Annotated in this window: 24 protein-coding genes; 13 read left to right on the top strand and 11 right to left on the bottom strand. The window is 64.6% G+C overall.

Annotation, left to right across the window (positions count from 1 at the left end):
- Positions 1–121: 121 nt before the first annotated feature.
- A complete protein-coding gene (pncB, locus tag CK627_RS03325; protein WP_095591678.1) occupies positions 122–1,300 on the bottom strand; it encodes a nicotinate phosphoribosyltransferase in 1,179 nt (392 codons plus the stop codon).
- 1 nt (position 1,301) lies between these two features.
- Positions 1,302–1,937, bottom strand: a complete 636-nt coding sequence (locus tag CK627_RS03320; RefSeq protein WP_017764914.1) for a nicotinamidase — start codon at positions 1,935–1,937, stop codon at positions 1,302–1,304.
- A gap of 75 nt (positions 1,938–2,012) precedes the next feature.
- Between CK627_RS03320 and CK627_RS03315 the strand changes: the two genes are divergently transcribed.
- Together CK627_RS03315 and CK627_RS03310 are read left to right on the top strand one after the other, a co-directional pair.
- Positions 2,013–2,663: an NUDIX hydrolase gene (locus CK627_RS03315; protein WP_017764913.1), complete on the top strand. Its 651-nt coding sequence runs from the start codon at positions 2,013–2,015 to the stop codon at positions 2,661–2,663.
- 100 nt (positions 2,664–2,763) lie between these two features.
- Positions 2,764–3,249 (top strand): 2-thiouracil desulfurase family protein, encoded by a 486-nt coding sequence (locus tag CK627_RS03310; protein ID WP_095591677.1) that lies wholly within the window; start codon positions 2,764–2,766, stop codon positions 3,247–3,249.
- On the opposite strand, the gene yihG (CK627_RS03305) is transcribed toward CK627_RS03310, so the two are convergent.
- The 3 genes from yihG (CK627_RS03305) to CK627_RS03295 form a co-directional block, all read right to left on the bottom strand.
- Entirely contained in the window at positions 3,195–4,148 is a 954-nt protein-coding gene (gene yihG, locus CK627_RS03305) for a 1-acylglycerol-3-phosphate O-acyltransferase, YihG family (protein WP_162518725.1), read from the bottom strand. The genes CK627_RS03310 and yihG (CK627_RS03305) overlap by 55 nt on opposite strands.
- Entirely contained in the window at positions 4,142–5,056 is a 915-nt protein-coding gene (yihG, locus tag CK627_RS03300; RefSeq protein ID WP_017787026.1) for a 1-acylglycerol-3-phosphate O-acyltransferase, YihG family, read from the bottom strand. The genes yihG (CK627_RS03305) and yihG (CK627_RS03300) overlap by 7 nt, the downstream gene beginning before the upstream one ends.
- Before the next feature lie 115 nt (positions 5,057–5,171).
- Entirely contained in the window at positions 5,172–6,686 is a 1,515-nt protein-coding gene (locus CK627_RS03295; RefSeq protein WP_017787027.1) for a YifB family Mg chelatase-like AAA ATPase, read from the bottom strand.
- A gap of 384 nt (positions 6,687–7,070) precedes the next feature.
- Between CK627_RS03295 and ilvG the strand changes: the two genes are divergently transcribed.
- From ilvG to ompA, 6 genes are all read left to right on the top strand, one after another.
- Positions 7,071–8,732 carry an acetolactate synthase 2 catalytic subunit gene (gene ilvG / locus CK627_RS03290; RefSeq protein ID WP_095591675.1) on the top strand — a complete coding sequence of 554 codons (1,662 nt, stop codon included), beginning with the start codon at positions 7,071–7,073 and terminating at the stop codon, positions 8,730–8,732.
- Positions 8,729–8,980 (top strand): acetolactate synthase 2 small subunit, encoded by a 252-nt coding sequence (gene ilvM, locus CK627_RS03285; RefSeq protein ID WP_005306810.1) that lies wholly within the window; start codon positions 8,729–8,731, stop codon positions 8,978–8,980. The genes ilvG and ilvM overlap by 4 nt, the downstream gene beginning before the upstream one ends.
- Positions 8,981–8,992: 12 nt before the next feature.
- Positions 8,993–9,937 (top strand): branched-chain amino acid transaminase, encoded by a 945-nt coding sequence (locus CK627_RS03280; protein ID WP_095591674.1) that lies wholly within the window; start codon positions 8,993–8,995, stop codon positions 9,935–9,937.
- 146 nt (positions 9,938–10,083) lie between these two features.
- A complete protein-coding gene (gene ilvD, locus CK627_RS03275; protein WP_042005587.1) occupies positions 10,084–11,925 on the top strand; it encodes a dihydroxy-acid dehydratase in 1,842 nt (613 codons plus the stop codon).
- Between the two features lie 104 nt (positions 11,926–12,029).
- The gene (gene ilvA / locus CK627_RS03270; protein ID WP_095591673.1) at positions 12,030–13,550 is read left to right on the top strand and encodes a threonine ammonia-lyase, biosynthetic; all 1,521 of its coding nucleotides are present in this window, start codon (positions 12,030–12,032) and stop codon (positions 13,548–13,550) included.
- A 245-nt stretch (positions 13,551–13,795) separates the two neighbouring features.
- Positions 13,796–14,935: a porin OmpA gene (ompA, locus tag CK627_RS03265; protein ID WP_095591672.1), complete on the top strand. Its 1,140-nt coding sequence runs from the start codon at positions 13,796–13,798 to the stop codon at positions 14,933–14,935.
- A gap of 56 nt (positions 14,936–14,991) precedes the next feature.
- Here ompA and CK627_RS03260 read toward each other — a convergent pair whose 3' ends face one another.
- Positions 14,992–15,447 (bottom strand): HPP family protein, encoded by a 456-nt coding sequence (locus tag CK627_RS03260; protein WP_095591671.1) that lies wholly within the window; start codon positions 15,445–15,447, stop codon positions 14,992–14,994.
- An 80-nt stretch (positions 15,448–15,527) separates the two neighbouring features.
- On the opposite strand from CK627_RS03260, the gene CK627_RS03255 reads away from it, so the two are divergent.
- On the top strand, positions 15,528–16,082 hold the full coding sequence (locus CK627_RS03255; RefSeq protein ID WP_095591670.1) for a TetR/AcrR family transcriptional regulator: 555 nt from the start codon (positions 15,528–15,530) through the stop codon (positions 16,080–16,082).
- Between the two features lie 76 nt (positions 16,083–16,158).
- On the top strand, positions 16,159–17,259 hold the full coding sequence (locus tag CK627_RS03250) for an SPM autocatalytic domain-containing protein (RefSeq protein WP_095593446.1): 1,101 nt from the start codon (positions 16,159–16,161) through the stop codon (positions 17,257–17,259).
- 79 nt (positions 17,260–17,338) lie between these two features.
- Here CK627_RS03250 and priA read toward each other — a convergent pair whose 3' ends face one another.
- Positions 17,339–19,546 carry a primosomal protein N' gene (gene priA / locus CK627_RS03245; protein ID WP_095591669.1) on the bottom strand — a complete coding sequence of 736 codons (2,208 nt, stop codon included), beginning with the start codon at positions 19,544–19,546 and terminating at the stop codon, positions 17,339–17,341.
- A 148-nt stretch (positions 19,547–19,694) separates the two neighbouring features.
- Between priA and rpmE the strand changes: the two genes are divergently transcribed.
- The 3 genes from rpmE (at position 19,695) to CK627_RS03230 (ending at position 22,908) form a co-directional block, all read left to right on the top strand.
- A complete protein-coding gene (gene rpmE, locus CK627_RS03240; RefSeq protein ID WP_005306787.1) occupies positions 19,695–19,910 on the top strand; it encodes a 50S ribosomal protein L31 in 216 nt (71 codons plus the stop codon).
- A 127-nt stretch (positions 19,911–20,037) separates the two neighbouring features.
- Positions 20,038–21,471, top strand: coding sequence for a DUF2867 domain-containing protein (locus CK627_RS03235; protein WP_095591668.1), 1,434 nt, complete (start codon positions 20,038–20,040; stop codon positions 21,469–21,471).
- A gap of 180 nt (positions 21,472–21,651) precedes the next feature.
- Positions 21,652–22,908: a malic enzyme-like NAD(P)-binding protein gene (locus CK627_RS03230; RefSeq protein WP_010635721.1), complete on the top strand. Its 1,257-nt coding sequence runs from the start codon at positions 21,652–21,654 to the stop codon at positions 22,906–22,908.
- 76 nt (positions 22,909–22,984) lie between these two features.
- Here CK627_RS03230 and CK627_RS03225 read toward each other — a convergent pair whose 3' ends face one another.
- From CK627_RS03225 to trmA, 4 genes are all read right to left on the bottom strand, one after another.
- Positions 22,985–23,167 (bottom strand): hypothetical protein, encoded by a 183-nt coding sequence (locus CK627_RS03225; RefSeq protein ID WP_010635722.1) that lies wholly within the window; start codon positions 23,165–23,167, stop codon positions 22,985–22,987.
- 54 nt (positions 23,168–23,221) lie between these two features.
- The gene (gene rstB, locus CK627_RS03220) at positions 23,222–24,547 is read right to left on the bottom strand and encodes a two-component system sensor histidine kinase RstB (protein ID WP_095591667.1); all 1,326 of its coding nucleotides are present in this window, start codon (positions 24,545–24,547) and stop codon (positions 23,222–23,224) included.
- A 116-nt stretch (positions 24,548–24,663) separates the two neighbouring features.
- Positions 24,664–25,374: a two-component system response regulator RstA gene (rstA, locus tag CK627_RS03215; RefSeq protein ID WP_010635724.1), complete on the bottom strand. Its 711-nt coding sequence runs from the start codon at positions 25,372–25,374 to the stop codon at positions 24,664–24,666.
- A 149-nt stretch (positions 25,375–25,523) separates the two neighbouring features.
- A complete protein-coding gene (gene trmA, locus CK627_RS03210; protein WP_095591666.1) occupies positions 25,524–26,657 on the bottom strand; it encodes a tRNA (uridine(54)-C5)-methyltransferase TrmA in 1,134 nt (377 codons plus the stop codon).

Below are 26,657 nucleotides of genomic sequence, written 5' to 3'. Positions count from 1 at the left end.
GCATTCCTTGGTGGGCTGTCGTTCGGGCAATAGAAAGGCCCGACACCAGTCGGACCTGACGAGGAGAGAATGGTAGGGGGCCACTGGCCACTGGCGCAAGATGCGCCCCCAAAAATAGGCGTTAGACCCCGACGTGGAAGGCCTGCTTGAGGTTGCGGATGAAGTCCGCGTCCCGGCACAGGGTCTTGCCCGGGCTGTCGGAGATCTTGGCGACCGGGCCGCCGTTGCACTCGATCAGCTTGAAGACGATGTTCATCGGGCTGACCCCGGGCAGATCGCAGGTGAGCTTGGTGCCGATGCCGAAGCTGGTGTTGATGCGGCCGCGGAAGTGACGGAACAGCTCGACGGCCTTGTCGAGATTGAGGCCATCCGAGAAGACCAGCGTCTTCTCGGTGGGGTTGATGCCGAGCCGCTGATAGTGGCTGATGGCCTTCTCGCCCCACACTACGGGATCGCCGGAGTCGTGACGCAACCCCTGATAGCGGCTTGCCAGCTCGAAGTCGAAGTCGCGCAGGAAGGCATCCATGGTGATGCAGTCGGTGAGCGCGATGCCGAGGTGGTTGGTGAACTCATCCAGCCAGCTGGTGAGGGCCGCACGCTGGCTGTGCTCGAGCGGGAAGCCGAGCTGCTGATGGGCCTGGAACCACTCGTGAGCCTGGGTGCCCACCGCCGGCAGGCCGTACTTCTGGGCCAGCAGGTAGTTGCTGGTGCCGCGAAACGCTGGCAGCCGCTCCTGGAGGCGACCCACCACCGCATCCTGCACCGCGAGGGAGAAGCGGCGCCGGGTGCCAAAGTCGATGAGGTTGAACTCGCTCATCTCTTCCCGGCTCAGCTCCCGCTCCAGCTTATCGAGCTTCTGATCGAGCCGATCCAGCGCCTGGCTGACGCCAAACTGGGGGTAGCGGAAGCGGTTGCGCATCTCGCTGATGATGGCGAGCACCGGGATCTCCCACAGGATCACGTCCTGCCAGGGGCCCTCGACCCGCACGTTGATGCGACCATCCTGCTCGAACACCTTGAGCAGGGAGGCATCCAGCGGCTTGCGGCGCAGGTGGTCGAGGTAGTCAGGGGTAAAGAAGGGGCGCTCCGCCAGGAAGTTGAGCTCGGGCCGGGTCAGCCGCAGGGAGCCGGCGAGGCGCAGCTGCTCCTCGATCTGGCCCATCATGGGCAGCAGATCTTCCTCGTTGCGGCTGTGGAACTCGGCCACCACCTCGGCATCCGGATAGCGATGGAACACCGCCTGCTGCATGTGCAGCTTGTAAGCATCTGTATCGAGCAGGCTGTTGAGAATAGGAGGCATATCAGGCGTCCAGCAGGCGTTGTACATCGGCAAGGGTCTGGGCCAGTTCGGCGCCGGCCTCGATCATCTGGGTGTGGGCCTGAGCGACCGTTTCGGGGGCGATGCCACGACAGGCATCGAGATGGACGATCACCCGGAAACCGGCGCGGCGCAGCTGCAGCACGCTGGTCTTGACGCAGTAGTCGGTGGCGAGACCACCGGCCAGCACGGTCGTGACGCCGCGGGCTTGCAGAAACTCGATGAGCCCTGTGCTGCGGCGCTCGGCCAGATCGTGGAAGCAGGTGCCGTAGGGGTGCAGATCCGGCTCGACCCCCTTCCAGACGAAGAAGTCGTAATCGACCGGGGCCGGCAGGCCGTCGAGCAGTTCGAAGCCGCGAGTGCCCGGCACGCAGTGCACCGGCCAGGTGAGGTCGGCGTTGGGCAGATCCAGCGGCAGCAGCATGCCGGCAGGGTCGCTGACGGCCCAGGCGGCGTTGGCCGGGTGTGAATCCTTGCTGCCGACCCGCAGGCTGGCGAGGGTGGCCTGAGCGTTGAGCGCAGCCACAATATCATCCCCGCCCGCGACGGGCAGTTCGTTCGGGCAGAGGGGGGTAAACCCCTTCTGCGCATCAATATCCAGGCTGGCGACGGTTCCCATTGAGTGGCTCCTGCACATACTATTCGTGTGATATTATCTACCAAACATTAATCGAAGGCGAGCAGGGCGATCGGCATGTTGAGAATGAGTCTGGATATGGTGGTGCTGCGGTTGAACGAGGAGCGGCTCGAGCTGCTGCTGGAGACCCGCGATCGCCCGCCCTTTGCCCACTGCTGGCAACTGCCGGCCCTGCGCATCGACGAGACCCGGGATCGGGATCTGGACGCGGCTCGCCATCGCCTGCTGACCGAGTGGGGGCTGGGCCACTGCTACAGCGAGCAGGTCTGCACCCTGGGTAATCTGGAGCGGGATCCCCGTGGCTGGTCCACCACCCTGGTCTACCTCTGTCTGGTGGATCCCGAGGTGGAGGTTCTCCACGGCTGTTGGCACCCGCTCTCTGCCCTGCCGGGGCTCAGCCTGGCATTTGACCACACCCAGCTGATCGCCAGAGGGCTGGAGCGACTGCGCATCAAGAGTCGCTACAGCACCCTGCCGCTGCAACTGCTGGGGGCCGAGTTCACCCTCTCCGAGGTGCAGCGGGCCTTCGAAATCATCCTGCAGACACCGATGAACACGGCCGCCTTTCGCAAGCGCATCCATCGCGCCGATATCCTGGTGGACACCGGCCGCAAGCGCACCGGCAAGCAGCGTCCCGCCATCCTCTACCGGCTGGAGAGCCCCTGCTGCGTGATGTTCGATCAGGTGATGCACGGAGCGGAAGCATGAGTGGTGCAGGTGTGCACAAGGTATTGGTAAGCGCCTGCCTGCTGGGTCCATGTTCGTTGCGCTACGAGGGCCCAGGTTTTAGCCAGCGGGGGAGCAAAGCATGAGTGAGACCAGCGTGCACAAGGTACTGGTGAGTGCCTGCCTGCTGGGTCAGCCGGTTCGTTACGACGGCCAGAGCAAGGGCATCGTCAGCGACTGGCTGCAGACGCTGGGGGCCGAGGGGCGGGCATTGGCCTTCTGCCCCGAGGTGGCGGGCGGTCTGCCGACGCCACGCCCCCCTGCCGAGCGGCAGGGGGAGCTTGTGATGACCGCAAGTGGGCTGGATGTGACGGCGGAGTTTGCGCGTGGCGCCGCGCTGGCGCTGGCGACTTGTCAGCAGCAGGGTATTCGCTTCGCTCTGCTCAAGGAGGGGAGCCCCTCCTGCGGCAGCGGCCGCATCTACAACGGCCGCTTCGAGGGGCAGTCCGTGGCGGGCGAAGGCATGACCACTGCCCTGCTGCGTCGCCACGGCATCGCCGTGTTCAGCGAGGATCAGCTGCCCGAGCTGGCCTCGGTACTCGCCTCGGCGGCCTGCGGCTCGGTCTGAGCCGCCGCATCGGCCGCCTGCCACTGCGCCAGCACGGCATCCTTCTCCTGCCAGCGCTGGTTCAGCCACTCCTGGAAGCCGCGCTTGAACTGCTTGTCATTGAAGTAATCCCCCACCAGCTGCTCGTCCACCGGCAGCTCCTCGATCCGCACCCGGATGCGCTTCATCCGCCCCATCAGGAAGTCCTTGAAGGGGGTCTCGACGTTGTCCGGATAGCTGATGGTGACGTTGATCAGGCTGTCGAACTGCTCCCCCATGGCCGCCAGGGTGAAGGCCAGCCCCGCCGCCTTGGGCGGCATCAGATGCTGGTATCGGGAGCGGGAGGCATCGCGCTTCGCCTCGGTGAAGCGGGTCCCCTCCACGAAGTTGATGACGGTGGTGGGGATGTGGCGAAACTGCTCGCAGGCGTTGCGGGTGGTCTCGATATCCTTGCCCCGCAGATGCGGGTTGCGCAGCAAGAACTCCCGCGAGTAGCGACGCATAAAGGGCATGTCCAGCCCCCAGCAGGCCAGTCCCAGCAGCGGGATGTAGATGAGCTCGTGCTTCATGAAGAACTTGGGGACCGGCAGCCGGTCGCGAAACAGGTGGCCGAGCACGACTATGTCGGTCCAGCTCATGTGGTTGCTGATGATGAGATACCAGCCATCCTTGCGCAGCCGGGTGTCGTCCTCCACCTGCCAGTCGATGCGGGTGGTGAGGCGGATCACCAGGGCGTTGCAGGCCAGCCACAGCCGCATGAAGCGGTTGTTGAGCCGGCTGCAGGCATGGGCCAGGGGCGGAACGGGCAGCAGTTTGACCAGCGACACCAGCAGGATCAGGCTGGCGCACAGGGCGGTAAACAGTATGGTCAGGCTGGCGCTGATGAGCAGCACCAGCGGACCCGGGAGCAGGCTTAGCATGGCGTAGTTTGGGGCGTCTTGTCTGCCAGCAGCTGGTTCAGGGTCTGGTCCTTCTCGTGCCAGATCCCGTTCAACCACTGCTGAAACTCTTGTTGGAACTCGGGGTCATTGAAGTAATCCCCCACCAGATTGCGTTCGATCGGCAGAAAGCGGACCCGAACCTTGATCTCCTTGACCCGACCGCACATGAAGTCCCAGTAGCTGGGGATGCCGCCCGGATAGGCGATGGTCACATCCACCAGCTTGTGCAGCTGATCGCCCATGGCTGCCAGGGTGAAGGCAATGCCGCCAGCCCTCGGATGCAGCAGGTGGCGATAGGGCGCTGCCTGTTTGTCGTGTTTGCGGGCGGTGAAGCGGGTGCCCTCCACGAAGTTCATCACGCTCACCGGCATGTGGCGGTACTTGGCACAGGCCTTGCGCGTGGTCTCTATATCTTTTCCCTTCAGATGGGGCTTCTTTTCCAGCAGTTTGCGGGAATATCGCTGCATGAAGGGGAAGTCCAGTGCCCACCAGGCCAGACCGAGAAAAGGTACCCAAATCAGTTCTTTCTTGAGGAAAAACTTCAGGAAGGGGATTTTTTGATTAAAAACCCGCTGCAGTACCAGTATGTCGACCCAGGATTGATGGTTGGCAATCACCATATACCACTCATTCCGGTGCCCTTTGTCCACTCCGACCACATCGAAAGGGGTTCTGATGATGGTTTTCTGGATCAGGTTGTTGAAACCGATCCAGCAGCCGGCGCTGCCATCCAGCAGGGCATTGCAGAAGGTGCGCCAGCCCTTGAGGGGCAGCACCAGCTTGAGCAGGCCCAGCGAGAGGATCGGGATAAACCAGAACAGGGTGTTGAGAAAATAGAGCAGGGTCGAGAGGCTGCCGCGCAGTCGCTCAATCAGCTTGTTGGGCATGGGTCGGGTCCGTCTTGCTGTCGATAAAGGGCCATCAAGTGGTCAGATCTGTGGCCATAATATCAGCCGATGGCCCGCGAGACCATGCAGTGCCGTCAGGTGCGCTTGCGACCCATCAACCGCTGCGCAGCCGTGACAGCAGCCGATCCATGGCCCGATAGCCGAGCGCCTCGATCAGGTGCTCTCTTTCGATGGCGGCGTGCCCCGCCAGATCGGCGATGGTGCGCGATACCCGCAGGATGCGGTGCCAGGCCCGGATGCTGAGCCCCAGCTTCTGGATGGCGTTCTCTAGAAACTCGGCATCTTGCGGCGACAAGCGGCAAATTTCTTCGATTTCGCGGCTATCAAGCAAATTGTTGAGCTTGCCGTTGCGGCTCAGCATGCGCTCCCGCGCGCCCAGCACCCGTTCGCGGATCTGACCGCTCGACTCCCCCCGCTCCGCCTTGCCGGTCAGGCTCCCCTTGGGCAGCAGCGGCACCTCCACCGTCAGGTCGAAGCGGTCGAGAAAGGGGCCGGAGAGCTTGCCGAGGTAGCGCAGGATCTGATCCGGGCTGGAGCGGGTCTGGCCATCGCCATAGTGGCCGCATGGGCTGGGGTTCATGGCGCCGACCAGCTGGAAGCGGGCGGGGAAATCGACCTGGCGGGCGGCCCGGCTGATGGTGATGTGGCCGGTCTCCAGCGGCTCGCGCAGGGAGTCGAGCACCTTGCGCTCGAACTCCGGCAGTTCATCCAGAAACAGCACCCCGTTGTGGGCCAGGGATATTTCACCGGGCCGCGGGTGGCTGCCACCGCCCACCAGCGCCACGGCCGAGGCGCTGTGGTGCGGCGTGCGATAGGGTCTGTGGTGCCAGTGGCCGGCGCGAGGGGTGAGGCCGCCGATGGAGTGGATGGCGGCGGTCTGCTGCGCCTCCTGCTCGCTCAGCGGTGGCAAGATGCCGGGCAGACGGCTCGCCAGCATGCTCTTGCCGGTACCGGGCGGGCCGATGAACAGCAGGTTGTGGCTGCCGGCGGCGGCGATCTCCAGCGCCCGCTTGGCCTGGGATTGGCCGATCACATCCTGCAGATCCGGCACATCGGGCAGGGCCTCCGTGGTCTGGGGATCCGGCAGCGGCAGCTCGTATTGACCCGCCAGCCAGGCAGTGACGGCCAGCAGCTGATGGGCGGTGCGTACCTCGGCGTCCTGGATCAGCGAGGCCTCGGGGCCGTTCTCCCGCGGTACCAGCAGGGTGCGCCCGGCATCCCGGCAGGCGAGCACGGCGGGCAGCACGCCGAGCACGGGGCGGATCTCGCCGGTCAGGGCCAGCTCGCCTAAAAATTCGTGATCAAGCAGGTATTTTGCGGGTATCTGCTTGGAAGCGGCGAGAATACCGATGGCGATGGCCAGATCGAAACGGCCCCCCTCCTTGGGCAGATCGGCGGGAGCCAGATTGACCGTGATGTGCTTGCTCGGGAACTCGAAATTGCCGTTGAGCAGGGCACTGCGCACCCGGTCCCGCGACTCCTTCACCGAGGTTTCCGGCAGGCCCACCATATTGAAGGCGGGCAGACCGTTGGAGAGGTGCACTTCCACCGTGACTTGCGGGGCCGCTATTCCCAGGCTGGCACGGCTATAAACCACAGCTAATGACATAAATCCCGTCCTTGGTTTGATGTATATGCTGGTTAACCGTTTTTTATTAGTTTTTTGTTCCAACTGACGCGATTGGACTCAGTGAAAATCAGAGTCTTGTCAGGCAAAAAACGCTTGCCCAATAAAATTCACCGTGCTAGTTCTAATAGCCATTCGCGGTAAAAACCGCCCCAATTTCACAGGATTTCCGGTTGTAACTATGAACATGGCCTCCCGTTTCGTCAGCATTATTGTGGTCCTAGTGGTGATTATTATCTCACCGCTCGGGGCTCGTTTAGCTGCACGGAACAAGGGATAGACCCACCACCGGACAGAACGAAACAAGCGACCCCCGAGCCTCACGGCCCGGGGGTTTTTTTTCGACCAAAGGACAGGATTTTCCAGATGAACGGCGCGCAGTTTTTGGTACAGGCTCTCAAGAAACAGGGTGTGACCCAGGTGTTTGGTTACCCGGGCGGGGCCATCATGCCGGTCTACGATGCCCTGTATGACGGCGGTCTGGCGCACCAGCTCTGCCGCCACGAGCAGGGGGCCGCCATGGCGGCGGTGGGGTATGCCCGCGCCTCCGGTCAGGTGGGGGTCTGCATCGCCACCTCGGGCCCCGGCGCCACCAACCTGGTGACTGGCCTTGCGGAGGCGCTGCTCGACTCGGTACCGCTGGTGGCCATCAGCGGCCAGGTGCCCTGCGCCGCCGTGGGAACCGATGCGTTCCAGGAAGTGGACGTGCTCGGCATGTCCCTCTCCTGCACCAAGCACTCCTTTATGGTGACGGACGTGGCGGATTTGCCTCAGGTGATTGCCGAGGCTTTCGCCATCGCCAGTGAAGGGCGCCCCGGCCCAGTATTGATCGACCTGCCCAAGGACGTGCAACTGGCCAATGTTCAACTGACCAAAGCGCCGGCCCAGAGTCCGCTGTTTGCGGTGGCGGAGCCCGAGCATCTCAATCCGGCCGAGCTGACGGCCGCTCGCTCCCTGCTGGCTGCTGCCGAGCGCCCGGTGCTCTACGTCGGTGGTGGGGTGGGTATGGCCAATGCCGAGCAGCAGCTGCGCGAGTTTGCCGCCGCCACCAGCATGCCTGCAGTCACCACCCTCAAGGGAATAGGCGCGCTCGACCCCGACAGCCCCGTTTATCTGGGCATGCTCGGCATGCACGGCACCAAGGCCGCCAACTATGCGGTGCAGCAGTGCGACCTGCTGGTGGTGGTGGGCGCTCGTTTCGATGATCGGGTGACCGGCAAGCTGGAGGAGTTCGCCCCCGAGGCCAAGGTGATCCATCTGGATGTGGATGCCGCCGAGTTCGGCAAGCGCCGCGCCGCCGAAGTGGGCATCACCCAGGATCTCAAACAGGTGCTGCCGCGCCTCGCCATGTCTCTCTCCATCGACCCATGGCGTGAGCACTGTGCGAACATGGCCCGCGAGTACGCCTTTCGTTACGACCATCCTGGCCAGCCCATCTATGCTCCGGCGCTGCTCAAGCAGCTCTCTGCCAGGTTGCCGGAGAGCAGCGTGGTGGCCTGCGACGTGGGTCAGCACCAGATGTGGGTGGCCCAGCATATGCGCTTCACCAGCCCGCGCAACCACCTCTCCAGCGCCGGTCTCGGCACCATGGGCTTCGGCCTGCCCGCCGCCATCGGCGCCAAGATGTCGCGCCCCGAAGATGAGGTGGTGCTGGTGAGCGGCGATGGCTCCTTCATGATGAACGTGCAGGAGCTCGGCACCATCCGCCGCGCCCAGCTCAAGGTGAAGATGGTGCTGCTGGACAACCAGCGCCTCGGCATGGTGCGCCAGTGGCAGGAGCTGTTCTTCGACGGCCGCTACAGCGAGACCATCCTCTCCGACAATCCCGACTTCGTGGCCCTGGCCGCCGCCTTCGGTATTCCGGGCGAGACCATCACATGCAAGGAGGAGATAGCCCCGGCCCTCGACCGTCTGCTGGCGAGTGAGAGTGCCTATCTGCTGCATGTGGCCATTTCAGAGGAAGAAAACGTCTGGCCCCTGGTTCCGCCAGGAGTCGCCAACCACCAGATGATGGAGCAACGCCCATGAGTCAGTTCAATACCTTGCAAATCCATGCCCAGCCCAGACCCGAAGTGATGGAGCGGGTGCTGCGGGTGGTGCGCCACCGCGGTTTCAACCTCTGTGCCCTCAACATGGAGCAGGATTGCCAACAACTGCGGATCACGGTTACTGTCGAGTCGGTGCGTCCCATCCAGCAGTTGTGGAGCCAGCTGGTCAAGCTGGTGGACGTCTCCCGGGTCGATGCACTGGAACAGCAACCCCGGATCAGAGCTTAAGGAGCCAAGCCAATGTCACAGCCTTCCCAATCCGCCACTCATCCCCAATACATCTGGTTCAACGGCAAACTGGTGCCCTGGCAGGATGCCCAGGTGCACGTGATGAGCCACGCCCTGCACTATGGCTCCTCGGTGTTTGAGGGAGTGCGTGCCTACGACACTCCCAAGGGAACCTGCATCTTCCGCCTGCAGGAGCACACCCGCCGCCTGTTCGACTCCGCCAAGATCTACTGGATGGAGGTTCCCTACCACGAGGCCGAGATCAATGAGGCCTGCCGCACCGTGGTGCGCGAGAACGGCCTGAAAAGCGGTTACCTGCGCCCGCTGGCTTTCATCGGTAACGTGGGCCTTGGCCTGCATCCTCCCAAGGATGCCAAGGCCGACGTGATCGTTGCGGCCATTCCCTGGGGCGCCTATCTGGGGGAAGAGGGACTGAAGAACGGGGTGGATGTGTGCGTCACCTCCTGGAACCGGCTCGCTCCCAACACCATTCCCACCGGTGCCAAGGCGGGTGGCAACTATCTCTCCTCCCAGCTGATCAGTCGCGAGGCCAAGCGCAACGGCTTCGCCGAGGGGCTGGCGCTGGACGTGAACGGTTACCTGAGCGAAGGGGCGGGAGAGAACCTGTTCCTGGTGAAGAACGGCGTGCTGTTCACCCCGCCCGCTACCGCGGCCATCCTGCCCGGCATCACCCGCGACACCATCATGACCCTCGCGCGTGACTTGGGATACGAGGTGCGCGAGCAGGCGCTGCCCCGTGAGGCTCTGTATGTCGCAGACGAGATCTTCATGACCGGCACCGCAGCCGAGGTGACCCCGGTGCGCTCCGTCGATCGGATGCAGGTGGGTGCTGGTTGCCGCGGTCCGGTGACCGAGCAGCTGCAAAACGCCTTCTTCGGCCTGTTCAACGGCCAGACCGAAGACCAGTGGGGCTGGCTGACGCCGGTGGCGGACTGACAAGCGAGGGGAGGCGATGTGCCTCCCCGAGTCGCTTCCGGTGAGGGCACTGCGCGGTGCCCTCACCAGGATCGATTCCCGATCCGAGAGTCACTTTTTCATTTCCAAAGATAATGAGCCCGCTGGGCATTCAGGGAGTAGAGACAATGCCGAAGTTGAGATCCGCCACCACCACCCACGGACGTAACATGGCCGGGGCCCGCGCCCTCTGGCGTGCCACCGGCATGACCGATCAGGATTTCGGCAAGCCCATCATCGCCGTGGTCAACTCCTTCACCCAGTTCGTGCCGGGCCACGTTCACCTCAAGGACTTGGGTCAGCTGGTGGCGCGGGAGATCGAGGCCGCCGGCGGGGTGGCCAAGGAGTTCAACACCATCGCCGTGGATGACGGCATCGCCATGGGCCACGGCGGCATGCTCTACTCCCTGCCGTCGCGCGAGCTGATTGCCGACTCGGTGGAGTACATGGTCAACGCCCACTGCGCCGACGCCATGGTCTGTATCTCCAACTGCGACAAGATCACCCCGGGGATGCTGATGGCCGCCCTGCGCATCAACATCCCGGTGATCTTCGTCTCCGGCGGCCCGATGGAAGCGGGCAAGACCAAGCTCTCCGATCAGATCATCAAGCTGGATCTGGTGGACGCCATGATCCAGGGCGCCGACCCCAAGGTTTCCGACGCCCAGAGCGAACAGGTGGAGCGCAGCGCCTGTCCCACCTGCGGCTCCTGCTCCGGCATGTTTACCGCCAACTCCATGAACTGCCTGACCGAGGCCCTGGGCCTCTCCCAGCCGGGCAACGGTTCCCTGCTGGCGACCCACGCAGACCGTGAGCAGCTGTTCAAGCTGGCGGGCCAGCGCATCGTCACGCTGGCCAAGCGTTGGTACGAGCAGGACGATGCCTCGGCACTGCCGCGCAACATCGCCACCAAGGCGGCGTTCGAGAATGCCATGGCGCTCGACATCGCCATGGGCGGCTCCACTAATACCGTGCTGCACCTGCTGGCTGCGGCCCAGGAGGCTGGCGTCGACTTCACCATGGCCGACATCGACCGCATGTCGCGCAAGGTGCCCCAGCTGTGCAAGGTGGCGCCCTCCACCCAGAAGTACCACATGGAAGACGTGCACCGCGCCGGTGGCGTCATCGCCATCCTGGGCCAGCTGGAGAAAGCGGGCCTGGTGCACGGCGACGCCCGCAACGTGCTGGGCACCTCGCTGGTGGAGCTGCTGGCCGAGTATGACGTCAGCCGCCAGCCGAGCCAGGAGGTGGTGGACTTCTACCGCGCCGGCCCGGCCGGCATCCGCACCACCAAGGCGTTCAGCCAGGATTGCCGCTGGCCGGAGCTGGATCTGGACCGCACCGAGGGCTGCATCCGTTCGCTGGACAACGCCTACAGCCTGGAGGGCGGCCTCGCCGTGCTCGCCGGCAACCTGGCGCTGAATGGTGCCATCGTCAAGACCGCCGGGGTGGACGAGGAGAACCTCACCTTCCGTGGCCCGGCCCGGGTATTCGAGAGCCAGGACACGGCGGTCGCCGGTATCCTGGATGGCACAGTCCAGGCAGGTGAAGTAGTGGTGATCCGCTACGAGGGTCCGAAAGGGGGCCCCGGCATGCAGGAGATGCTCTACCCCACCACCTATCTGAAATCCATGGGCCTGGGCAAGGCGTGTGCGCTGATCACCGACGGCCGCTTCTCCGGCGGCACCTCGGGTCTCTCCATCGGTCACGTCTCGCCGGAGGCGGCCTCCGGCGGCACGATCGGTCTGGTGGAGGATGGCGACATCATCAACATCGACATCCCGGCCCGCAGCATGGTGCTGGAGGTGGCTGACAGCGTGCTGGCCGCCCGCCGCGTCGCCGTCGAAGCCCGTGGCTGGAAGCCGCTCGATCGTCAGCGTCAGGTCTCCTTTGCCCTGCGCGCCTACGCCATGTTCGCCACCAGTGCCGACAAGGGTGCGGTGCGCGATCGCACCCTGTTGGGGGAATAAAGATGAATTCCAATATGAACTATGAGCAGTCGACCCGACTGGTCGGTCTTTGCGCCGACAAAGGGGTGATGTGGCGCGATCGCTCGATGCTGGGGGAATAAGTCATGGTCTCTGTGGCGGATTATCTACGCAAGGTGCTGCTCTCCCCCGTCTATGAGGCGGCGCGGGTCACCCCTTTGCAAACCCTGAAAAAACTCTCCGAGCGGCTCGGCAATCACGTCAGCCTGAAGCGGGAGGACCTGCAACCGGTCCACTCCTTCAAGCTGCGCGGCGCCTACCACAAGATCGCTACCCTGACCCAGGAGCAGAAGGAGCGCGGCGTCATCGCCGCCTCCGCCGGCAACCACGCCCAGGGGGTCGCCCTGTCGGCCGCCAGGCTCGGTATCAAGGCGATCATCGTGATGCCCAAGACTACGCCGGACATCAAGATCGATGCGGTGCGCCGCCAGGGCGGCAACGTGCTGCTGTTTGGCAACAGCTTCGACGAGGCTTACGGCGAGAGCCGCCGCCTCGCCGAGTTGGAGGGCTACACCCTGATCCCGCCGTTTGACGACGTCGAGGTGATCGCCGGGCAGGGCACCATCGGCAAGGAGCTGCTGGAGCAGGACACCCATCTCACCCACGTCTTCGTGCCGGTGGGGGGCGGTGGGCTGGCCGCCGGGGTGGCGGTCTACATCAAGCAGCTGCTGCCGGATGTGAAGGTGATCGGGGTGGAGGCGGAGGGCTCCGCCTGCCTCAAGGCCGCGCTGGCGGCCGGTGAGCCGGTCAATCTGGAGCGGGTCTCGCTGTTTGCCGACGGGGTGGCGGTCAAGCGCATCGGTGAGGAGACCTTTCGCCTGTGCAACCAGTATCTGGACGAAGTAGTGACCGTCTCCAACGACCAGATCTGCGCCGCGCTGAAAGACATCTTCGACGACTGCCGCGCCATCGCCGAGCCGTCGGGGGCCCTGTCGCTGGCCGGTCTCAAGGCCTACAGCGAGCGGGAGCAGGTGAAAGGGGGGCGGATGGCGGCCATTCTGTCCGGCGCCAACGTCAACTTCCACAGCCTGCGCTACGTATCGGAGCGCTGCGAGATCGGCGAGAAGCGCGAGGGCATGCTGGCGGTGACCATCCCCGAGCGCAAGGGGGCCTTCCTCGACTTCTGCCGCAATCTGGGGCCGCGCATGGTGACCGAGTTCAACTACCGCTACGCCGATGCCGAGCAGGCGTCGCTGTTCGTCTCGGTGCGCCTCAGCGGCGGTGACGAGGAGCTGGGCCAGATCATCGATCAGCTCGGCGGCAACGGCTACCCGGTGGTCAACATGACCGAGAGCGAGCTGGCCAAGAATCACGTGCGCTACATGATTGGCGGCCGCCCGGCCCGGCCCCTCGGTGAACGTCTCTACAGCTTCAAGTTTCCGGAGCAGCCTGGCGCCCTGATGCGCTTTCTGGAGACCCTGGGCTGTCGCTGGAACATCAGCCTGTTCCACTACCGCAACCACGGCGCTGACTATGGCCGGGTGCTCTGTGCCTTCGAGCTGCCGGACGAGGACGTGGCGGCTTTTCACGACTACCTGCACGAGATTGGCTACGGCTGGAAAGAGGTGAGCGACGACCCCGCCTATCGGCTGTTTCTGGCCAGCTAGGCGCGCTGCAAGCAGCAAAAGGGAGGCCATCGGCCTCCCTTTTTCATGGTGCTGCCGGCGCACCCGCGGATACCCCTGCATGGGGCGTTTTGCGGTAGGGAATGCCGAGCGCTTCACACTCTTGAGTCCCAAGTCATTTGAGGCTGACAACAGATGGGATAACCTGATGGGCGGGGCCGGGTTTGCCCCATCAGGGAAGAGAGGCGCAAGAGCGCCCATCACGACTCATTGCAGAGGCTTTTACCATGAACAAATCGATACTTGCCGTGCTGGTCAGCGGCCTGCTCGTCAGCGGGGCCGTGCAGGCTGCCGCTCAGGACAACACCTGGTACGTCGGCGGCAAGGCCGGCTGGTCCAATTTTTACGGTGTGGACTACAACGAGCAGGTCAAAGCCGTTGTCGACCTTGTTGAACCAGACAAGAAGCACAGTGATCTTGGCGTGGGGGCATTTGTCGGTTACCAGCTCAATCCCAATCTGGGTTTCGAGCTGGGCTATGACTGGCTGGGCAAGTACAAACTGGACAAGACGGTATCACAGGGTACCCAGTCTGCCGGGCTGAATGGCGAAGCCAAGGCGCAGATGGTGCAGGCCACGATGAAAATGAGCCTGCCGGCAACCCCGGTGCTGGATGTATATGGCAGGCTGGGGGGGGCTTACGCCTGGACTGAGAGCGCTTATTCCGGGTGGTATAGAGACTCCGCCAATCCGGCCAACGATCGCTCATTCGATAGCAAGGGGCACAAATATCATGGTGCCGCATTTGTGGGCGCGTTGGGCATTGAATACGCGATCGATCGTGATTGGGCCGCTCGTCTCGAATATCAATACACAACGCCGCTTGGCAAGACCTCTCCCGAGGAGTCAGGCATCGAGATGGACAACGGCCTGCTGGCCTTCGCCATGCTCTATCGCTTCGGCCAGCAGGGCGGCGAAGTGGCGGCGCCCGCGCCGGCCCCGGCGGCGACACCTGCTCCCGCGGTGGTGGTGGTGCCCAAGACCTTCAGCCTGAGCTCGGACGTGCTGTTCGAGTTCAACAAGGCGACCCTGAAGCCGGCTGCCAGCCAGGCGCTCGACAATCTGTTCAGCCAGATAGTGGCGGCCAATCCGAAAGACGGGGTGGCGACCGTGATCGGCCACACCGACCGCATCGGCTCTGATGCTTACAACCAGGCGCTCTCCGAGCAGCGCGCCCGCAGCGTGGCAGACTATCTGATTGCCAAGGGGCTGTTTGCCGACAAGGTGCGGGTCGAGGGGCGTGGCAAGTCCTCACCGGTCACCGGCAACAACTGCAGCGGCGGCTCCAAACCGGCGCTGATCGCCTGTCTGGCACCGGATCGGCGGGTGGAAGTGCGGCTGGAAGGGGTCTCCCAACCGGCGCAATGACCAGGGTGACAGCATGAACGACGAGGGAGGCCCAGGCCCAGGCCTCCCTCGGCTGTTTAACCGGTACCAAGCCGTCGCTGCCATTTGACTCGCTGGAAGCCATAACCCAGCAGGATCAGCAGCAGGGCGCCGGGCAGTACCGTGTGCCACAGAAAGGGCCACTGCTGCCCCGTCATCAACACCAGCAGGGGGTTGGCGCCGGCGGGAGGGTGGATCAGATTCAACCCCTGCATCAGCGCGATGGCCAGCCCCACGCCCAGGGCCAGTTGCAGCTCCAGCGGCAGGGGCAGCTCCTGTACCAGCAAGCCGACGGTGGCCGTCAGCAGATGGCCGCCGAGCACGTTCCACGGCCGTGCCAGCGGGCTCGCCGGCAGGGAAAACAGCAACACGCAACTAGCCCCGAAGGGCGCCATGATCAGGGCGGTATGCCAGCTGATGTTCAACCAGCCCAGCACACCTATCGCCAGTGCCGCCCCCACTCCTGCCCACAAGGGGCCATACCATCTCGTCATCACGGTTTCCTTCTTGGTTTGTCAGCCGTGATTAGGCACATTAGGTAGACAGATCGGTGTACTTCAAGGGGGGAAACGCGATGAGCGAAAAACGGCAACAGCTGGTGGAGACGGCCTACCGTCTGTTCAACCGCCATGGCTTTCACGCCACCGGCATCGACCGCATCTGGGCGGAGGCCGGCAGTACCAAGCGCACCCTCTACCGTCATTTTCCCACCAAGGATGCCCTGATCGAGGAGGTGCTGCAGTCCCGCGAGCGGGAGTTCTTCGCCCTGCTGGAACAGCGTCTGCAGGGGCTGGAAGGGCGGGAGAGCCGGCTGCACGCCCTGTTCGACGGTTTCGGGGAGTGGTTTGGCCGCAGCGACTTCTATGGCTGCAACTTCATCAACGCCAGCGCCGAGTTTGCCGATCCCCGTCACCCGGTTCGCAAGCTGGTGGTGGCGCACAAGCAGGCGCTGCTGGACTGGGTCAGCACCAGGCTCGATTGCCACGAGGCGCAAGCCACCGGCATCTGCCTGTTGCTGGAGGGGGCCGTGGTGATGGCACACAGCTATCAGCAACCGCTGGCACTGGTGCAGGCAAGGTCGCTGGCATTGGCGCTGTTATGTGCCGATGGCGAGGTGCCTGCCGGCTGATATAGCCAATCGGTGTTAAGCCCGCCCCGGCAGCTGGTCGATAACTGACCAGATGTATGGCGCCGAGGGCGAAGATATGCGCATCGATCACTACGACCTCCAGGGGGAGGTGCAATACCAGCAGCAACAGGCCCAGGCCCGCAAGGTACGCCGGCTCGGCCCCGTGCCGCCAGCCAGCCAGGTACAGTCCCCTGCCACGGCGCCGGCGGACTCTGCACCCGTTGCTGCCAGCGGCAGCCAGCTCACCTTCACCCGCAGCAGCCTGCTGACGCTGCAGATGGCCAGCCGCAGCGCCGCCGGCTCGGTTCAGAGCGCTCCTGAACCTGCCTCGGCCAAGCCCGCCGAGACCGGCAAGAGCGAACAGGATGGCATGCCCAGCGACGGGCTCGACAATCGCCAGCGGCTCATCAAGCTGATGATCGAGGCCATGCTGGGCCACAAGATAGAGCTGCCGGATCCCATCAAGCCAGCCGAGCAGGGCGCGGAGGGGGTGAGTGCCCCGACGGGTGAGGGGGCCCAGCCTGCCGCCGAGCCGGATCAGCTGGTGGAGGTGACCGACAGCCTGCTGCAGAAAGAGCAGCTCAACGTGGTGGCGGCGGCGAACTTGCAGACCCAGGATGGCCAGACCCTGCAGCTGGATCTGGGCTTTGTGCTGGACTGGCGCCAGCTCGACATCAGCCAGCGCCGCACCACCCTCAATGCCTTAAAGGATCCGCTGGTGCTCAGCCTGGACGGCAAGATAGCCGGCCTGACCGACGCCCGGGTCAATTTCGACCTCGATCAGGATGGCAAGGCCGACAGCCTGCCCGGCCTGAGTGAAGGGAGCGGCTTCGTGGCGCTGGATCGCAACGGCAACGGCACCATAGATGACGGCGGCGAGCTGTTCGGGGCCCGCTCCGGCAACGGATTTGGCGAGCTGGCGACCCTGGATGAGGATGGCAACGGTGTGCTGGACGAGCGGGACAGCCAGTTCTCGGCGCTGCAGTTCTGGCAGCCGGACCAGTCACCCATCGCCTTGGTGGAGCTGGGGATCGGCGCCATCCTGCTGCATCCCCTCGACACCCCCTTCAACCATCTGGGGGAAAGCGGCAATCAGGGGGTGCTGCGCCAGTCCGGCCTCTATGTGACCGAGCAGGGCAAGGGCGGCTGGGTGCAGCAGGTCGACCTGCGAGTCTGAACCCTGCACCCGCATGGCAAACCCGGTTGCTGACGTTGCACGTTGGCGACCGCTTCACCCTCAGCAACCAGCACCTGACTCAATTCAGCTCGGTGGGGTCTATGTCGAGGCTCCAGCGTACCCGCTTGGTCTCGGGCCACCCCTCCAGCTCCTTCACCGCCCAATCCAGCAGTTGGGCCAGTGGCGCCCGGCTGGGCCCCTGTACCAGCAACTGCATGCGGAACTTGCCCGCCTTGCGCTCCATGAAGCCGCTGATGGGCCCAAGCACCTGCACATGTGGGTAGCGGGCGCTGCGCAGGGTGTCGGCGAGGCGGGCGAGGAACAGCTGCACCTCGTCGCGGCCGTTGGCCTCGGCCCGAAACAGCCCCTGATAGCTGAATGGCGGCAGTCCCAGCAGGCGGCGCTCTTTCAGCGCCGTGTCGGCGAAGTGGCCGTAGCCGTTCTGGGTCAGATCCTGCAGCAGGGCGTGCTCCGGGTGATGGCTCTGCAATACCACCAGACCCGGCTTGCTGGCGCGACCGGCACGACCCGCCACCTGGGTGTAGAGCTGGGCCAGTTTCTCGGCGGCGCGAAAATCGGCACTGAACAGGGCACCATCCACATCCAGCAGTCCTACCAATGTCACGTCCGGGAAGTGGTGGCCCTTGGCCAGCATCTGGGTGCCGATCAGGATCTTGTACTTGCCGGCCTTGATGTCGCCGAGGTGGGTCTCCAGCTCCCCCTTGCGTCGGGTGTTGTCCCGATCGATGCGCACCACCGGATATTGCGGGAAAACGGTGCCGAGCAGCTGCTCCAGCTGTTCGGTGCCGACCCCGGATCCGATCAGTTCGTTGCTGCCACACTCGGGGCAGTGGTGGGGCAGCGGGCGCACGCTGTCGCAGTGGTGGCAGTGCAGCCGCCGCCCGGCCTGGTGCCAGGTGTACCAGGCATCGCAGCGCTCGCAGGCGGCACTCCAGCCACATTGATGGCAGATGAGGGCCGGCGCATAGCCACGGCGGTTGAGAAACAGCATCACCTGGTTGCCGGCCGCCAGATGCTCTGCCATCAGCTGTTCCAGCTGGGGGGAGAGCCCCGCCTGCAGCCGCACGTTCTTGATGTCCAGGATCACCTGGCGGGCGGTCTGGGCGTTGCCGGCGCGCCGGGTCAGGCTGAGGTGGTGATACTTGCCGCTGCGGGCGTTGTGCAGCGTCTCCAGCGACGGGGTGGCCGAGCCGAGCAGGATGGGAATGCCGGCACGGTGGGCCCGCATCACCGCCAGATCCCGAGCGTGGTAGCGAAAGCCATCCTGCTGTTTGAAGGAGCCGTCGTGCTCCTCGTCGATGATGATGATGCCGAGGTCGTGAAACGGGGTGAACACCGCGGAGCGGGTGCCGATAAGTATCGCGGCACCGCCGTCGCGGCAGGCCAGCCAGGCATCGAGCCGCTCCCTGTCGTTCATGGCCGAGTTCATCGCCACCACGGGCACGTTGAAGCGGCGGCGAAAGCGGTTGATGGTCTGCGGGGTGAGGCCTATCTCCGGCACCATCACCAGCGCCTGCTTGCCCGCCTTGAGCAGGGGCTCGAGGATGCTCAGGTAGACCTCGGTCTTGCCGGAGCCGGTGATGCCATCCAGCAAAAAGGCGCCGAACCTGTCGCTCTGGCTGGTGACGGCAGAGACCGCCAGCGCCTGCTCACCGTTGAGACGCAGCCCCTCGCCCGGCTCGAAGCGGGCGGCCCAGTCACCCTCATGGCTTGGCTCCAGCGAGCGTTTCTCCAGCAGCCCCTTCTTCTCCAGTGCGCTGAGTGCTGCACTCTGGATCTCCTCCTGCTTGAGAGCGGAGGGGGTCTGCGGCCCCTTGCGCAGCAAGGCGAGCGCCTGCTGCTGCTTGGCCGCCCGCTTGAGCTCGTTGAGATCGACCGCCATGCCGGCCTCGGTGGCAAACCAGAACTCCAGCTCCCGATAGGCGGCGGGCTCCCCCTTGCGCACCAGCACCGGCAGGGCGTGGGGCAGCACCTCCCCCAGCGGATGCTGGTAGTAGCTGGCACTCCAGTTCATCAGTGCCAGGATATCCGGCCCCAGCACTGGCGCCGCATCCAATACCCGCTTGATGGGTTTGAGCTTGTTGCGCGGCACCTGGCTCTCGGCCGGGTGATCCACCACCAGTCCGACCAGGGTTTGCGGGCCGAACGGGATCTCGACCCGGCAGCCGGGGGCAGGCAAGGGCAGGGGGGAGAGATAGTCGAAATGACGGCGTAACGGCACCGGCACAGCCACACGAACCAGATCCAGCGTTTGGGAAGAATTCACCAGAGATTGCCTATTTTTTCTGCGAAGCCACTTGCCTGATCTCAGGCATTTCCTATATTATTCGCAGCCTTTGAAACTGTGTTCAACAATCGTGTGGTGTCCGACAGAAGATCGGATGGCGACACGGCCTATTACTTTGAGGTTGTCCATGAAAGCTGGTATCCACCCTGACTACGTAGCCATCACCGCCAAGTGCTCTTGCGGTAACGTCATCAACACTTTCTCTACCGTTGGTAAAGATCTGAACCTGGACGTGTGCTCCGAGTGCCACCCGTTCTACACCGGCAAGCAGAAAGAAGTTTCTAGCGGCGGCCGCGTAGACAAGTTCAACAAGCGTTTCGGTGCGATGACCACCAAGAAGTAATTTTACTTCTGAAGAATTCTGAAAAAGGCGCCCACTGGGCGCCTTTTTTATTGGTCGGCGTTCTGTCAGGGACCGCTTTGCCCTATGGTGGTGTGGTTGACGAGGGATGCAGAGCAGGAGCGAGTGAATGAGGAATTGTCTGGTGATGGGGGCGGCGGGTTACATAGGTTCTTACCTGGTGCCCCATCTGCAGGAGCTGGGTTATCGGGTGATTGCCGGGGCGCGGCGCCCCTGCCGGTTGCCGCCCGGGGTGGAGTTTCGCCTCGCCGACAGCCTCAAGCCCATCACCCTGCTGCCCGCCCTGGCCGGCATCGACACCGTCTTCTATCTGGTGCACGCCATGGGGGCGGGGGCCGACTTTCACCGGCTGGAGCAGCAGGGGGTGAAGAACTTCGCCGCCGCCGCCCGCGCCGCCGGGGTGCGCCGCATCATCTATCTCGGCGCCATCCAGCCCGAACCCTGCAACAGCCGCCATCTCAACTCCCGCCGCCACTGTGGCGAGCTGTTTCGGGGCGCCGGCGTGCCGACAGTGGAGCTGCGCGCCGGCATCATCATTGGCCCCGGCTCGGCGGCGTTTGAGGTGATGCGGGATCTGGTGTTCAACCTGCCGCTGATGGTGACCCCCAAGTGGGTGCGCTCGCGCACGCCTCCTATCGCGCTTTCCAACCTGTTGCACTATCTGGGCGGGCTGGTGGAGGCCGACGGGGTGGACGGCCAGATCTTCAACGCCGCCGGCCCCGAGCTGCTCAGCTACCAGCAGCAGTTGCAGAAATTTGCCGCCCATATCGGCAAGCGCTGCCCCATCATTCCCATCCCCTTCCTGAGCCCGCGCCTCTCCGCCTGGTGGCTGCAATTCGTCACCTCGGTGCCGCAACCTGTGGCCAAGGCGCTGGTGGGCGGCCTCAAGCACGACATCCCGGCCGACGACGGCCCGTTGCGGGCCCTGCTGCCGCAAACCCTGCTCAGCTTCGACGAGGCGCTGGCCGAGAGCCTCTCTCTGGAGCAGCGGCTCGGTGCCGAACAGCAGGGGGAGGAGACCCCGCTCGGCCTGCGCTGGCGCCATCCCGAGTACGGCTTCTATGACCGCACCGCCAGCGGCGATGCCCTCAGTCTCGCCTCGCCGGAGGTGGTGTGGCAGGTGCTGCAGCAGCTGGGGGGCGAGCAGCGCTACTTCTACATGAACCAGCTGTGGGTGGTGCGTGAATGGATGGATCACCTGATCGGCGGGCCGGCGCTGACCCGTGGGCGCACCAACCCGGATCGCTTCGTGAAGGGGGACATGCTGGACTCCTGGCAGATCCTCGGGGTGGACGAGGGGCGCAGGCTGGATCTGCTGTTCAACATGCGGGCCCCCGGTGTCGGCCGGCTGGAGTTCAACATACTGCCGGAGGAGTCGGGGTTGACCCGGCTCAAGGTGACGGCTCACTGGCATCCGCAGGGGGCCTGGGGGCTGGCCTACTGGCTCGCCATGCTGCCGTTCCATCTCTTCATCTTTCAGGGAATGACGGAGGCGATCGCCCGGAAGGCGGAGGCCAGGGCGGGAATCCCCGTCATGGATTGAAACCATATCTATAACTAAATAGGTATTGGTGGGTGGTATGACATGCTAATTACTGGCTTGTCATTGGCGGGTTGGCGATACTTTCCTCTGTGAAAGCCCGGTGGTTTTCTTTATGATCCCCAGCCCTCGCCCGTGGGCGAGCCAATGCACCACTCATTCACTACCGTATCGGGGTCCCCCATGTCCGATCAGCAGCACGATCTCCGCCAACAGGCACTCGACTACCACGCCCAGCCCGTGCCGGGCAAAATCGCCATCGCCCTCACCAAGCCCGCCGAGACCGCCCGCGATCTGGCACTGGCCTACAGCCCGGGCGTCGCCGAGCCGGTGCGCGAGATCGCCGCCAACCCGGCCGATGCCTACCGTTATACCGGCAAGGGCAATCTGGTGGCCGTCATCTCCAACGGCACCGCCATTCTGGGGCTGGGCAATCTGGGCCCGCTGGCCTCCAAGCCGGTGATGGAGGGCAAGGCCCTGCTGTTCAAGCGCTTTGCCGGCATCGACGCCATCGACATCGAGGTGAAGCACGACACCAGCGCCCAGTTCATCGACACGGTCGCCGCCATCGCCGACACCTTCGGTGGCATCAACCTGGAAGACATCAAGGCCCCCGAGTGCTTCGAGATTGAACAGGCGCTGATCGAGCGCTGCGACATTCCGGTGTTCCACGATGACCAGCACGGCACCGCCATCGTCACCGCCGCCGGCCTGCTCAACGCGCTGGAAGTGCAGGGCAAGCAGATTGGCGACAGCCGCATCGTCTGCATGGGTGCCGGCGCCGCCGCCACCGCCTGCATGGACCTGCTGATCAAGTGTGGTGCCAAGCCCCACAACATCTTCATGCTGGACCGTCAGGGTGTGATCCACAGCGGTCGTACCGATCTGAACCAGTACAAGCAGCGCTTCGCCAACGACACCCCTCTGCGCACCCTGATGGAGGTGATCGACGGGGCTGACGTGTTCGTCGGCGTCTCCGGCCCGGACGTGCTGCCTGCCGAGGCGGTAGCGCTGATGGCCGCCAATCCGGTGATCTTCGCCTGCTCCAACCCGGACCCGGAGATCAAGCCGGCGCTGGCCCACGGGGTACGTGGTGACCTCATCATGGGTACCGGTCGCTCCGACTACCCGAACCAGATCAACAACGTGCTCTGCTTCCCCTTCATCTTCCGTGGTGCCCTCGACGCCCGTGCCAGCCGCATCAACGATGCCATGAAGATTGCGGCGGTCGAGGCGATCCGTGGTCTGGCCAAGGAGCCGGTACCGGCCGAGGTGCTGACCGCTGCCGGCGTCAGCGAGCTCGCCTTCGGCAAGGACTACGTCATTCCCAAGCCGATGGATGCCCGTCTGCTGCCGCGCGTCGCCCGCGCCGTGGCGCTGGCAGCGGTGGAATCCGGTGTTGCCCGCATCGCCCTGCCGGCGGACTACATGCTGGGTTGAGTCACGGCAAGCGCGCAGAAAACAGAAGGGGCCCCATCTCGGGGCCCCTTTTCATTACGGGAAGCTTGCTGGTCGATCACTTGGTCTTGGGAGCAACCTTGACGGCCGGCGCCTTGGCGTGGGCAGCCTTGTGGTGTTTTTTCACGACCTTGGTCTGGGTAGCCTGGGGAGCGGCAGCCTTGGTCGGGGTGGCAGCCATGGTGAAGCCGGAGGTCAGGGCGAAGACAGCAGCCAGGCTCAGGGGGATCAGCTTGTTCATATTCCAGTTCCTCATTCGGGTTGATGACATGGAGCGTTTCTCCATGACTTCATCCTAGGGCTGTTCGACCTGTGGTTCAGTGAGTGACTGGTGACGGTTTGTATCCAAATGTACAGGCAGCATCAGGCAGAAACGGGCACCGCTGCTGCTTGGCAGCAGCTGCACCTCGCCGCCGTGGTGGCGGGCGATGCTGCGTACGATGGCGAGCCCCAGCCCGGCACCGCCGGTGCGCCTGTCCCGGCTCTGATCCAGCCGCACGAAGGGCTCGAAGATCTGCGGCGCCAGCGCGGGATCGATGCCGGCACCGTCGTCGGCCACCTCCAGCAGATAATGATCCTGCTGGCGCGCCATGCTGAGGGTCACCAGGCCGGCGGCGTGGCGCAGGGCGTTGCCGATGAGGTTCTCCAGCGCCCGATCGAGCAGGCGGATGTCGCCGCGCCAGGGCAGGGCCATGGCTGGGCGCACGAAGTCGAGCCGCTTGTCCGGTCGCAGCGCCTGCCAGTCGGCGAGGCGGCTGCCGGCCCAGCTGCCGAGCTCCAGCTCGCTGCACTGCAGCGGCAGCTCGGGGCGATCGAGCCTGGCGTAGGTGAGCATCTCCTCGATGAGGGCGTCCAGCGCGCCGAGATCCCGCTCCAGCCCCTGCTGCTCCTCGGCCGAGGGGGCGGGATCCAGCATGGCGAGCCGGTAGCGCAGCCGCACCAGCGGGGTGCGCAGCTCGTGCGCGATGGCGTCGGTCAGCTGCTTGCGGCTGGCCAGCATGGCCTGCAGCTGCTCGGTCATCTGGTCGAAGGTGCGGCCGACCCGGCCCAGGCTGCTGCCGGGCGGCAAACGGGTGCGGCAGGAGAGATCGCCGTCACCGACCCGGCGGGCGGTCTGTTCGAGCTGCTGCAGGCCGCGCCAGTGCGGGCGCAGCCAGAGCAGGATCGGCAGCCCCAGCGAGAGACCGATGGCCAGCAGCAGTCCCACGTCGACCCAGTGCAGCTCGTGCAGGTAGGAGAGATAAGGCACGGGGCCGACGATCAGCACCTGATCGGTGCCCGGAATGCGCTGCAGGAAGGTGTCATCCTCCTCGACGATGACGATGTTGCCGGCCTCCAGGAAGGCCTGATCCTCGTTGGCCAGCGGCTGGTTGGCGAGGGCGCCGATCTGCAGCGGCAGGGTGAGCTGGCGGCTCTGCTCCGCCATGCGGGCGGGCCAGTGTTCGGCCGGCAAGCGGGCCAGCTCGCCGGTGAGCAGGCCGAGAGAGCCCTGCATCATCCGCTCCAGATAGCGATCTCCCGCCCGCTCGGCGGTGACCTGATAGACCATGCCGACCAGCAGGATGGCCAGGGTGAAACAGCCGATCAGCAGCAGATAGAACTGGATAAACAGGCGTCGCATCGGGCTCTCCTCTTGCCTGGATTGCGTCTGGGCATTGCCTTGTTGCCCCCTCATCCCCAACCCTTCTCCCGCAAGGGGAGAAGGGAGCAGAGAGCATCAAGGTCATTCGGCGGGGCTTATTCCCAAGCCTGGGGTACTAGCAGGTAGCCCTTCTGGCGCACCGTCTTGATGCGGGTCGGGTTGCTGGTGTCGTCCCCCAGCTTGCGGCGCAGGCGGGAGATAGCCACGTCCATGCTGCGATCCTGGCCGTCGTAGTCGCGACCGCGCAGGCTGCGAAACAGCGCCTCCCGCCCCAGGATCTGGCCGGCGTGGCAGGCCAGCTCCCACAGGAGATCGAAATCGGCGGTAGAGAGCGGAATGCTGTCGCCGTCGAGGCGCACGTCCCGGCCCGGCCCGTCGATCTGCAGCCGGCCGAACTGCAGGCGCTGGGGCGGCGTACCGGCGACCACGGGTTGCGGGGCCTGTTGCCCCTGCTGGCGGAACTGGACCCGCAGCCGGGCCAGCAGCACGGGAGGCGGCGTGGTCTTGAGGATGTAGTCGTTGGCCCCCAGCTCCAGGCTGAGGATCTGGTTCATGTCGCTGTCGAGCGAAGTGAGCATGACGATGGGGCCGGCAAAGCGCGGGCGCAGATCCCGGCACAGGGAGAGACCATCCTGACCCGGCAGCATGATGTCGAGCAGCACCAGGTCCGGCTGCTCGGCCTCGACCCTGGCCAGCGCCAGATCGCCCCTCGGCTCCAGCAGCACTTCCATGTCGTGGCGGGCCAGCCAGCTGCTGATGAGCTGGCCTATCTCGGGATCATCTTCAACAAAAAGAATGCGTTGCATGGTGGCATGACACCCAGACTGTGGCGCGGATGCGCGTGCCGCCAGCATAGCGGCTCCGGCCGCCCCATGCACTGGGATAAATAATCAAACAGGGCCCGCGGGCCCTGTTCTTGTCTTGCTGGCCGAGCGGGGGCTCTGCCCCGGCGGCATCAACCCGCCTTGCGCTTGAGATAGACGCCGGCTTCCATGTGGTGAGTCCAGGGGAACTGATCGAACAGGGCGAAGCGGGCGATCTCGTGGGTTTCGCCGAGCACCTGCATGTTGGCCTGCAGGGTCTCGGGGTTGCAGGAGATGTAGAGAATGTTGTCGTAATCCTGCACCAGCTTGACGGTGGCGTCGTCGAGGCCGGCTCGGGGCGGGTCGACGAAGATGGTGTTGCACTGGTAGGCGCCCAGATCCACCCCCTTGAGGCGGTTGAACTCCCGCTCGCCGCGCATCGCCATGGTGAACTCCTCGGCCGACATGCGCAGGATGATCAGGTTGTCGACGCCGTTGGCGGCGATGTTGAACTGGGCGGAGTCCACGCTCGGCTTGGCGATCTCGGTGGCCAGCACCTTGCTAAAGTTCTGCGCCAGGGCGATGGAGAAGTTGCCGTTGCCGCAGTAGAGCTCCAGCAGGTCGCCCTCGCTCCCCCTGGTCACGTCCAGCGCCCAGCCCAGCATCTGTTCGTTGATGGCGGCGTTGGGCTGGGTGAAGCTGTTTTCCACCTGCTTGTAGATCAGCTCGCGCCCCTGCACGGTCAACCGTTCGATGACGAACTCCTCCCCCAGGCAGATCTTCTGCTTGTGGGCGCGGCCAATCAGCTGCAGCTCGAACCCCTTGGCCCGCAGGTCGGCCTGCAGCGCCTCGGCGGCCTGCTGCCACTCGCTCTCCAGCTTGCGGTGGTAGAGCAGGCTGACGCAGATCTGGCCGGACTGGGTGGAGAGGTAATCGATCTGGAACAGCTTGCGGCGCAGTACGGGGTGCGGGCGCAGCCCCTCCAGCAGCACCGGCATCAGCTGGTTGATGAGGCGGCTGGCGGTGGGGAACTGGTCGACCCGGATGATCTCCTTGGTGGCCGGCGCATACATGCAGTGGTACAGGTCGTCACCGTCGTGCCAGATGCGAAACTCGGCGCGCATCCGGTAGTGTTCGGCGGGGGAGGCGTGCACTTCCAGCGCAGGCAGGGTGAAGTCGGCGAACAACCCGCAGAGGCGCTCGCGCTTCTCGTCGAGCTGGGCCTGGTAGTCGGCCGGGGTTCGAAGGGGCGCCGGGTCGGCGGAAACCTGCTGGGATTGGGTCAT

The organism is Aeromonas dhakensis (assembly GCF_002285935.1).
GTDB lineage: Bacteria > Pseudomonadota > Gammaproteobacteria > Enterobacterales > Aeromonadaceae > Aeromonas > Aeromonas dhakensis.
Note: the sequence above shows the minus strand (reverse complement) of the source record. Positions and strands in the feature narration are given on the sequence as shown.

Excerpts from the sequence above, each read along its gene's own strand:
- ilvM (WP_005306810.1), top strand. The coding sequence starts at position 8,729 with ATGAGTCAGTTCAATACCTTGCAAATCCATGCCCAGCCCAGACCCGAA.
- CK627_RS03315 (WP_017764913.1), top strand. The coding sequence starts at position 2,013 with ATGTTGAGAATGAGTCTGGATATGGTGGTGCTGCGGTTGAACGAGGAG.
- yihG (WP_017787026.1), bottom strand. The coding sequence starts at position 5,056 with ATGCCCAACAAGCTGATTGAGCGACTGCGCGGCAGCCTCTCGACCCTG.
- yihG (WP_162518725.1), bottom strand. The coding sequence starts at position 4,148 with ATGCTAAGCCTGCTCCCGGGTCCGCTGGTGCTGCTCATCAGCGCCAGC.
- rstA (WP_010635724.1), bottom strand. The coding sequence starts at position 25,374 with ATGCAACGCATTCTTTTTGTTGAAGATGATCCCGAGATAGGCCAGCTC.
- CK627_RS03280 (WP_095591674.1), top strand. The coding sequence starts at position 8,993 with ATGTCACAGCCTTCCCAATCCGCCACTCATCCCCAATACATCTGGTTC.
- rpmE (WP_005306787.1), top strand. The coding sequence starts at position 19,695 with ATGAAAGCTGGTATCCACCCTGACTACGTAGCCATCACCGCCAAGTGC.
- ilvG (WP_095591675.1), top strand. The coding sequence starts at position 7,071 with ATGAACGGCGCGCAGTTTTTGGTACAGGCTCTCAAGAAACAGGGTGTG.
- CK627_RS03225 (WP_010635722.1), bottom strand. The coding sequence starts at position 23,167 with ATGAACAAGCTGATCCCCCTGAGCCTGGCTGCTGTCTTCGCCCTGACC.
- rstB (WP_095591667.1), bottom strand. The coding sequence starts at position 24,547 with ATGCGACGCCTGTTTATCCAGTTCTATCTGCTGCTGATCGGCTGTTTC.
- CK627_RS03230 (WP_010635721.1), top strand. The coding sequence starts at position 21,652 with ATGTCCGATCAGCAGCACGATCTCCGCCAACAGGCACTCGACTACCAC.
- CK627_RS03295 (WP_017787027.1), bottom strand. The coding sequence starts at position 6,686 with ATGTCATTAGCTGTGGTTTATAGCCGTGCCAGCCTGGGAATAGCGGCC.
- CK627_RS03320 (WP_017764914.1), bottom strand. The coding sequence starts at position 1,937 with ATGGGAACCGTCGCCAGCCTGGATATTGATGCGCAGAAGGGGTTTACC.
- trmA (WP_095591666.1), bottom strand. The coding sequence starts at position 26,657 with ATGACCCAATCCCAGCAGGTTTCCGCCGACCCGGCGCCCCTTCGAACC.
- pncB (WP_095591678.1), bottom strand. The coding sequence starts at position 1,300 with ATGCCTCCTATTCTCAACAGCCTGCTCGATACAGATGCTTACAAGCTG.
- CK627_RS03260 (WP_095591671.1), bottom strand. The coding sequence starts at position 15,447 with ATGACGAGATGGTATGGCCCCTTGTGGGCAGGAGTGGGGGCGGCACTG.
- CK627_RS03250 (WP_095593446.1), top strand. The coding sequence starts at position 16,159 with ATGCGCATCGATCACTACGACCTCCAGGGGGAGGTGCAATACCAGCAG.
- CK627_RS03235 (WP_095591668.1), top strand. The coding sequence starts at position 20,038 with ATGAGGAATTGTCTGGTGATGGGGGCGGCGGGTTACATAGGTTCTTAC.
- ilvA (WP_095591673.1), top strand. The coding sequence starts at position 12,030 with ATGGTCTCTGTGGCGGATTATCTACGCAAGGTGCTGCTCTCCCCCGTC.
- ompA (WP_095591672.1), top strand. The coding sequence starts at position 13,796 with ATGAACAAATCGATACTTGCCGTGCTGGTCAGCGGCCTGCTCGTCAGC.
- CK627_RS03310 (WP_095591677.1), top strand. The coding sequence starts at position 2,764 with ATGAGTGAGACCAGCGTGCACAAGGTACTGGTGAGTGCCTGCCTGCTG.
- ilvD (WP_042005587.1), top strand. The coding sequence starts at position 10,084 with ATGCCGAAGTTGAGATCCGCCACCACCACCCACGGACGTAACATGGCC.
- CK627_RS03255 (WP_095591670.1), top strand. The coding sequence starts at position 15,528 with ATGAGCGAAAAACGGCAACAGCTGGTGGAGACGGCCTACCGTCTGTTC.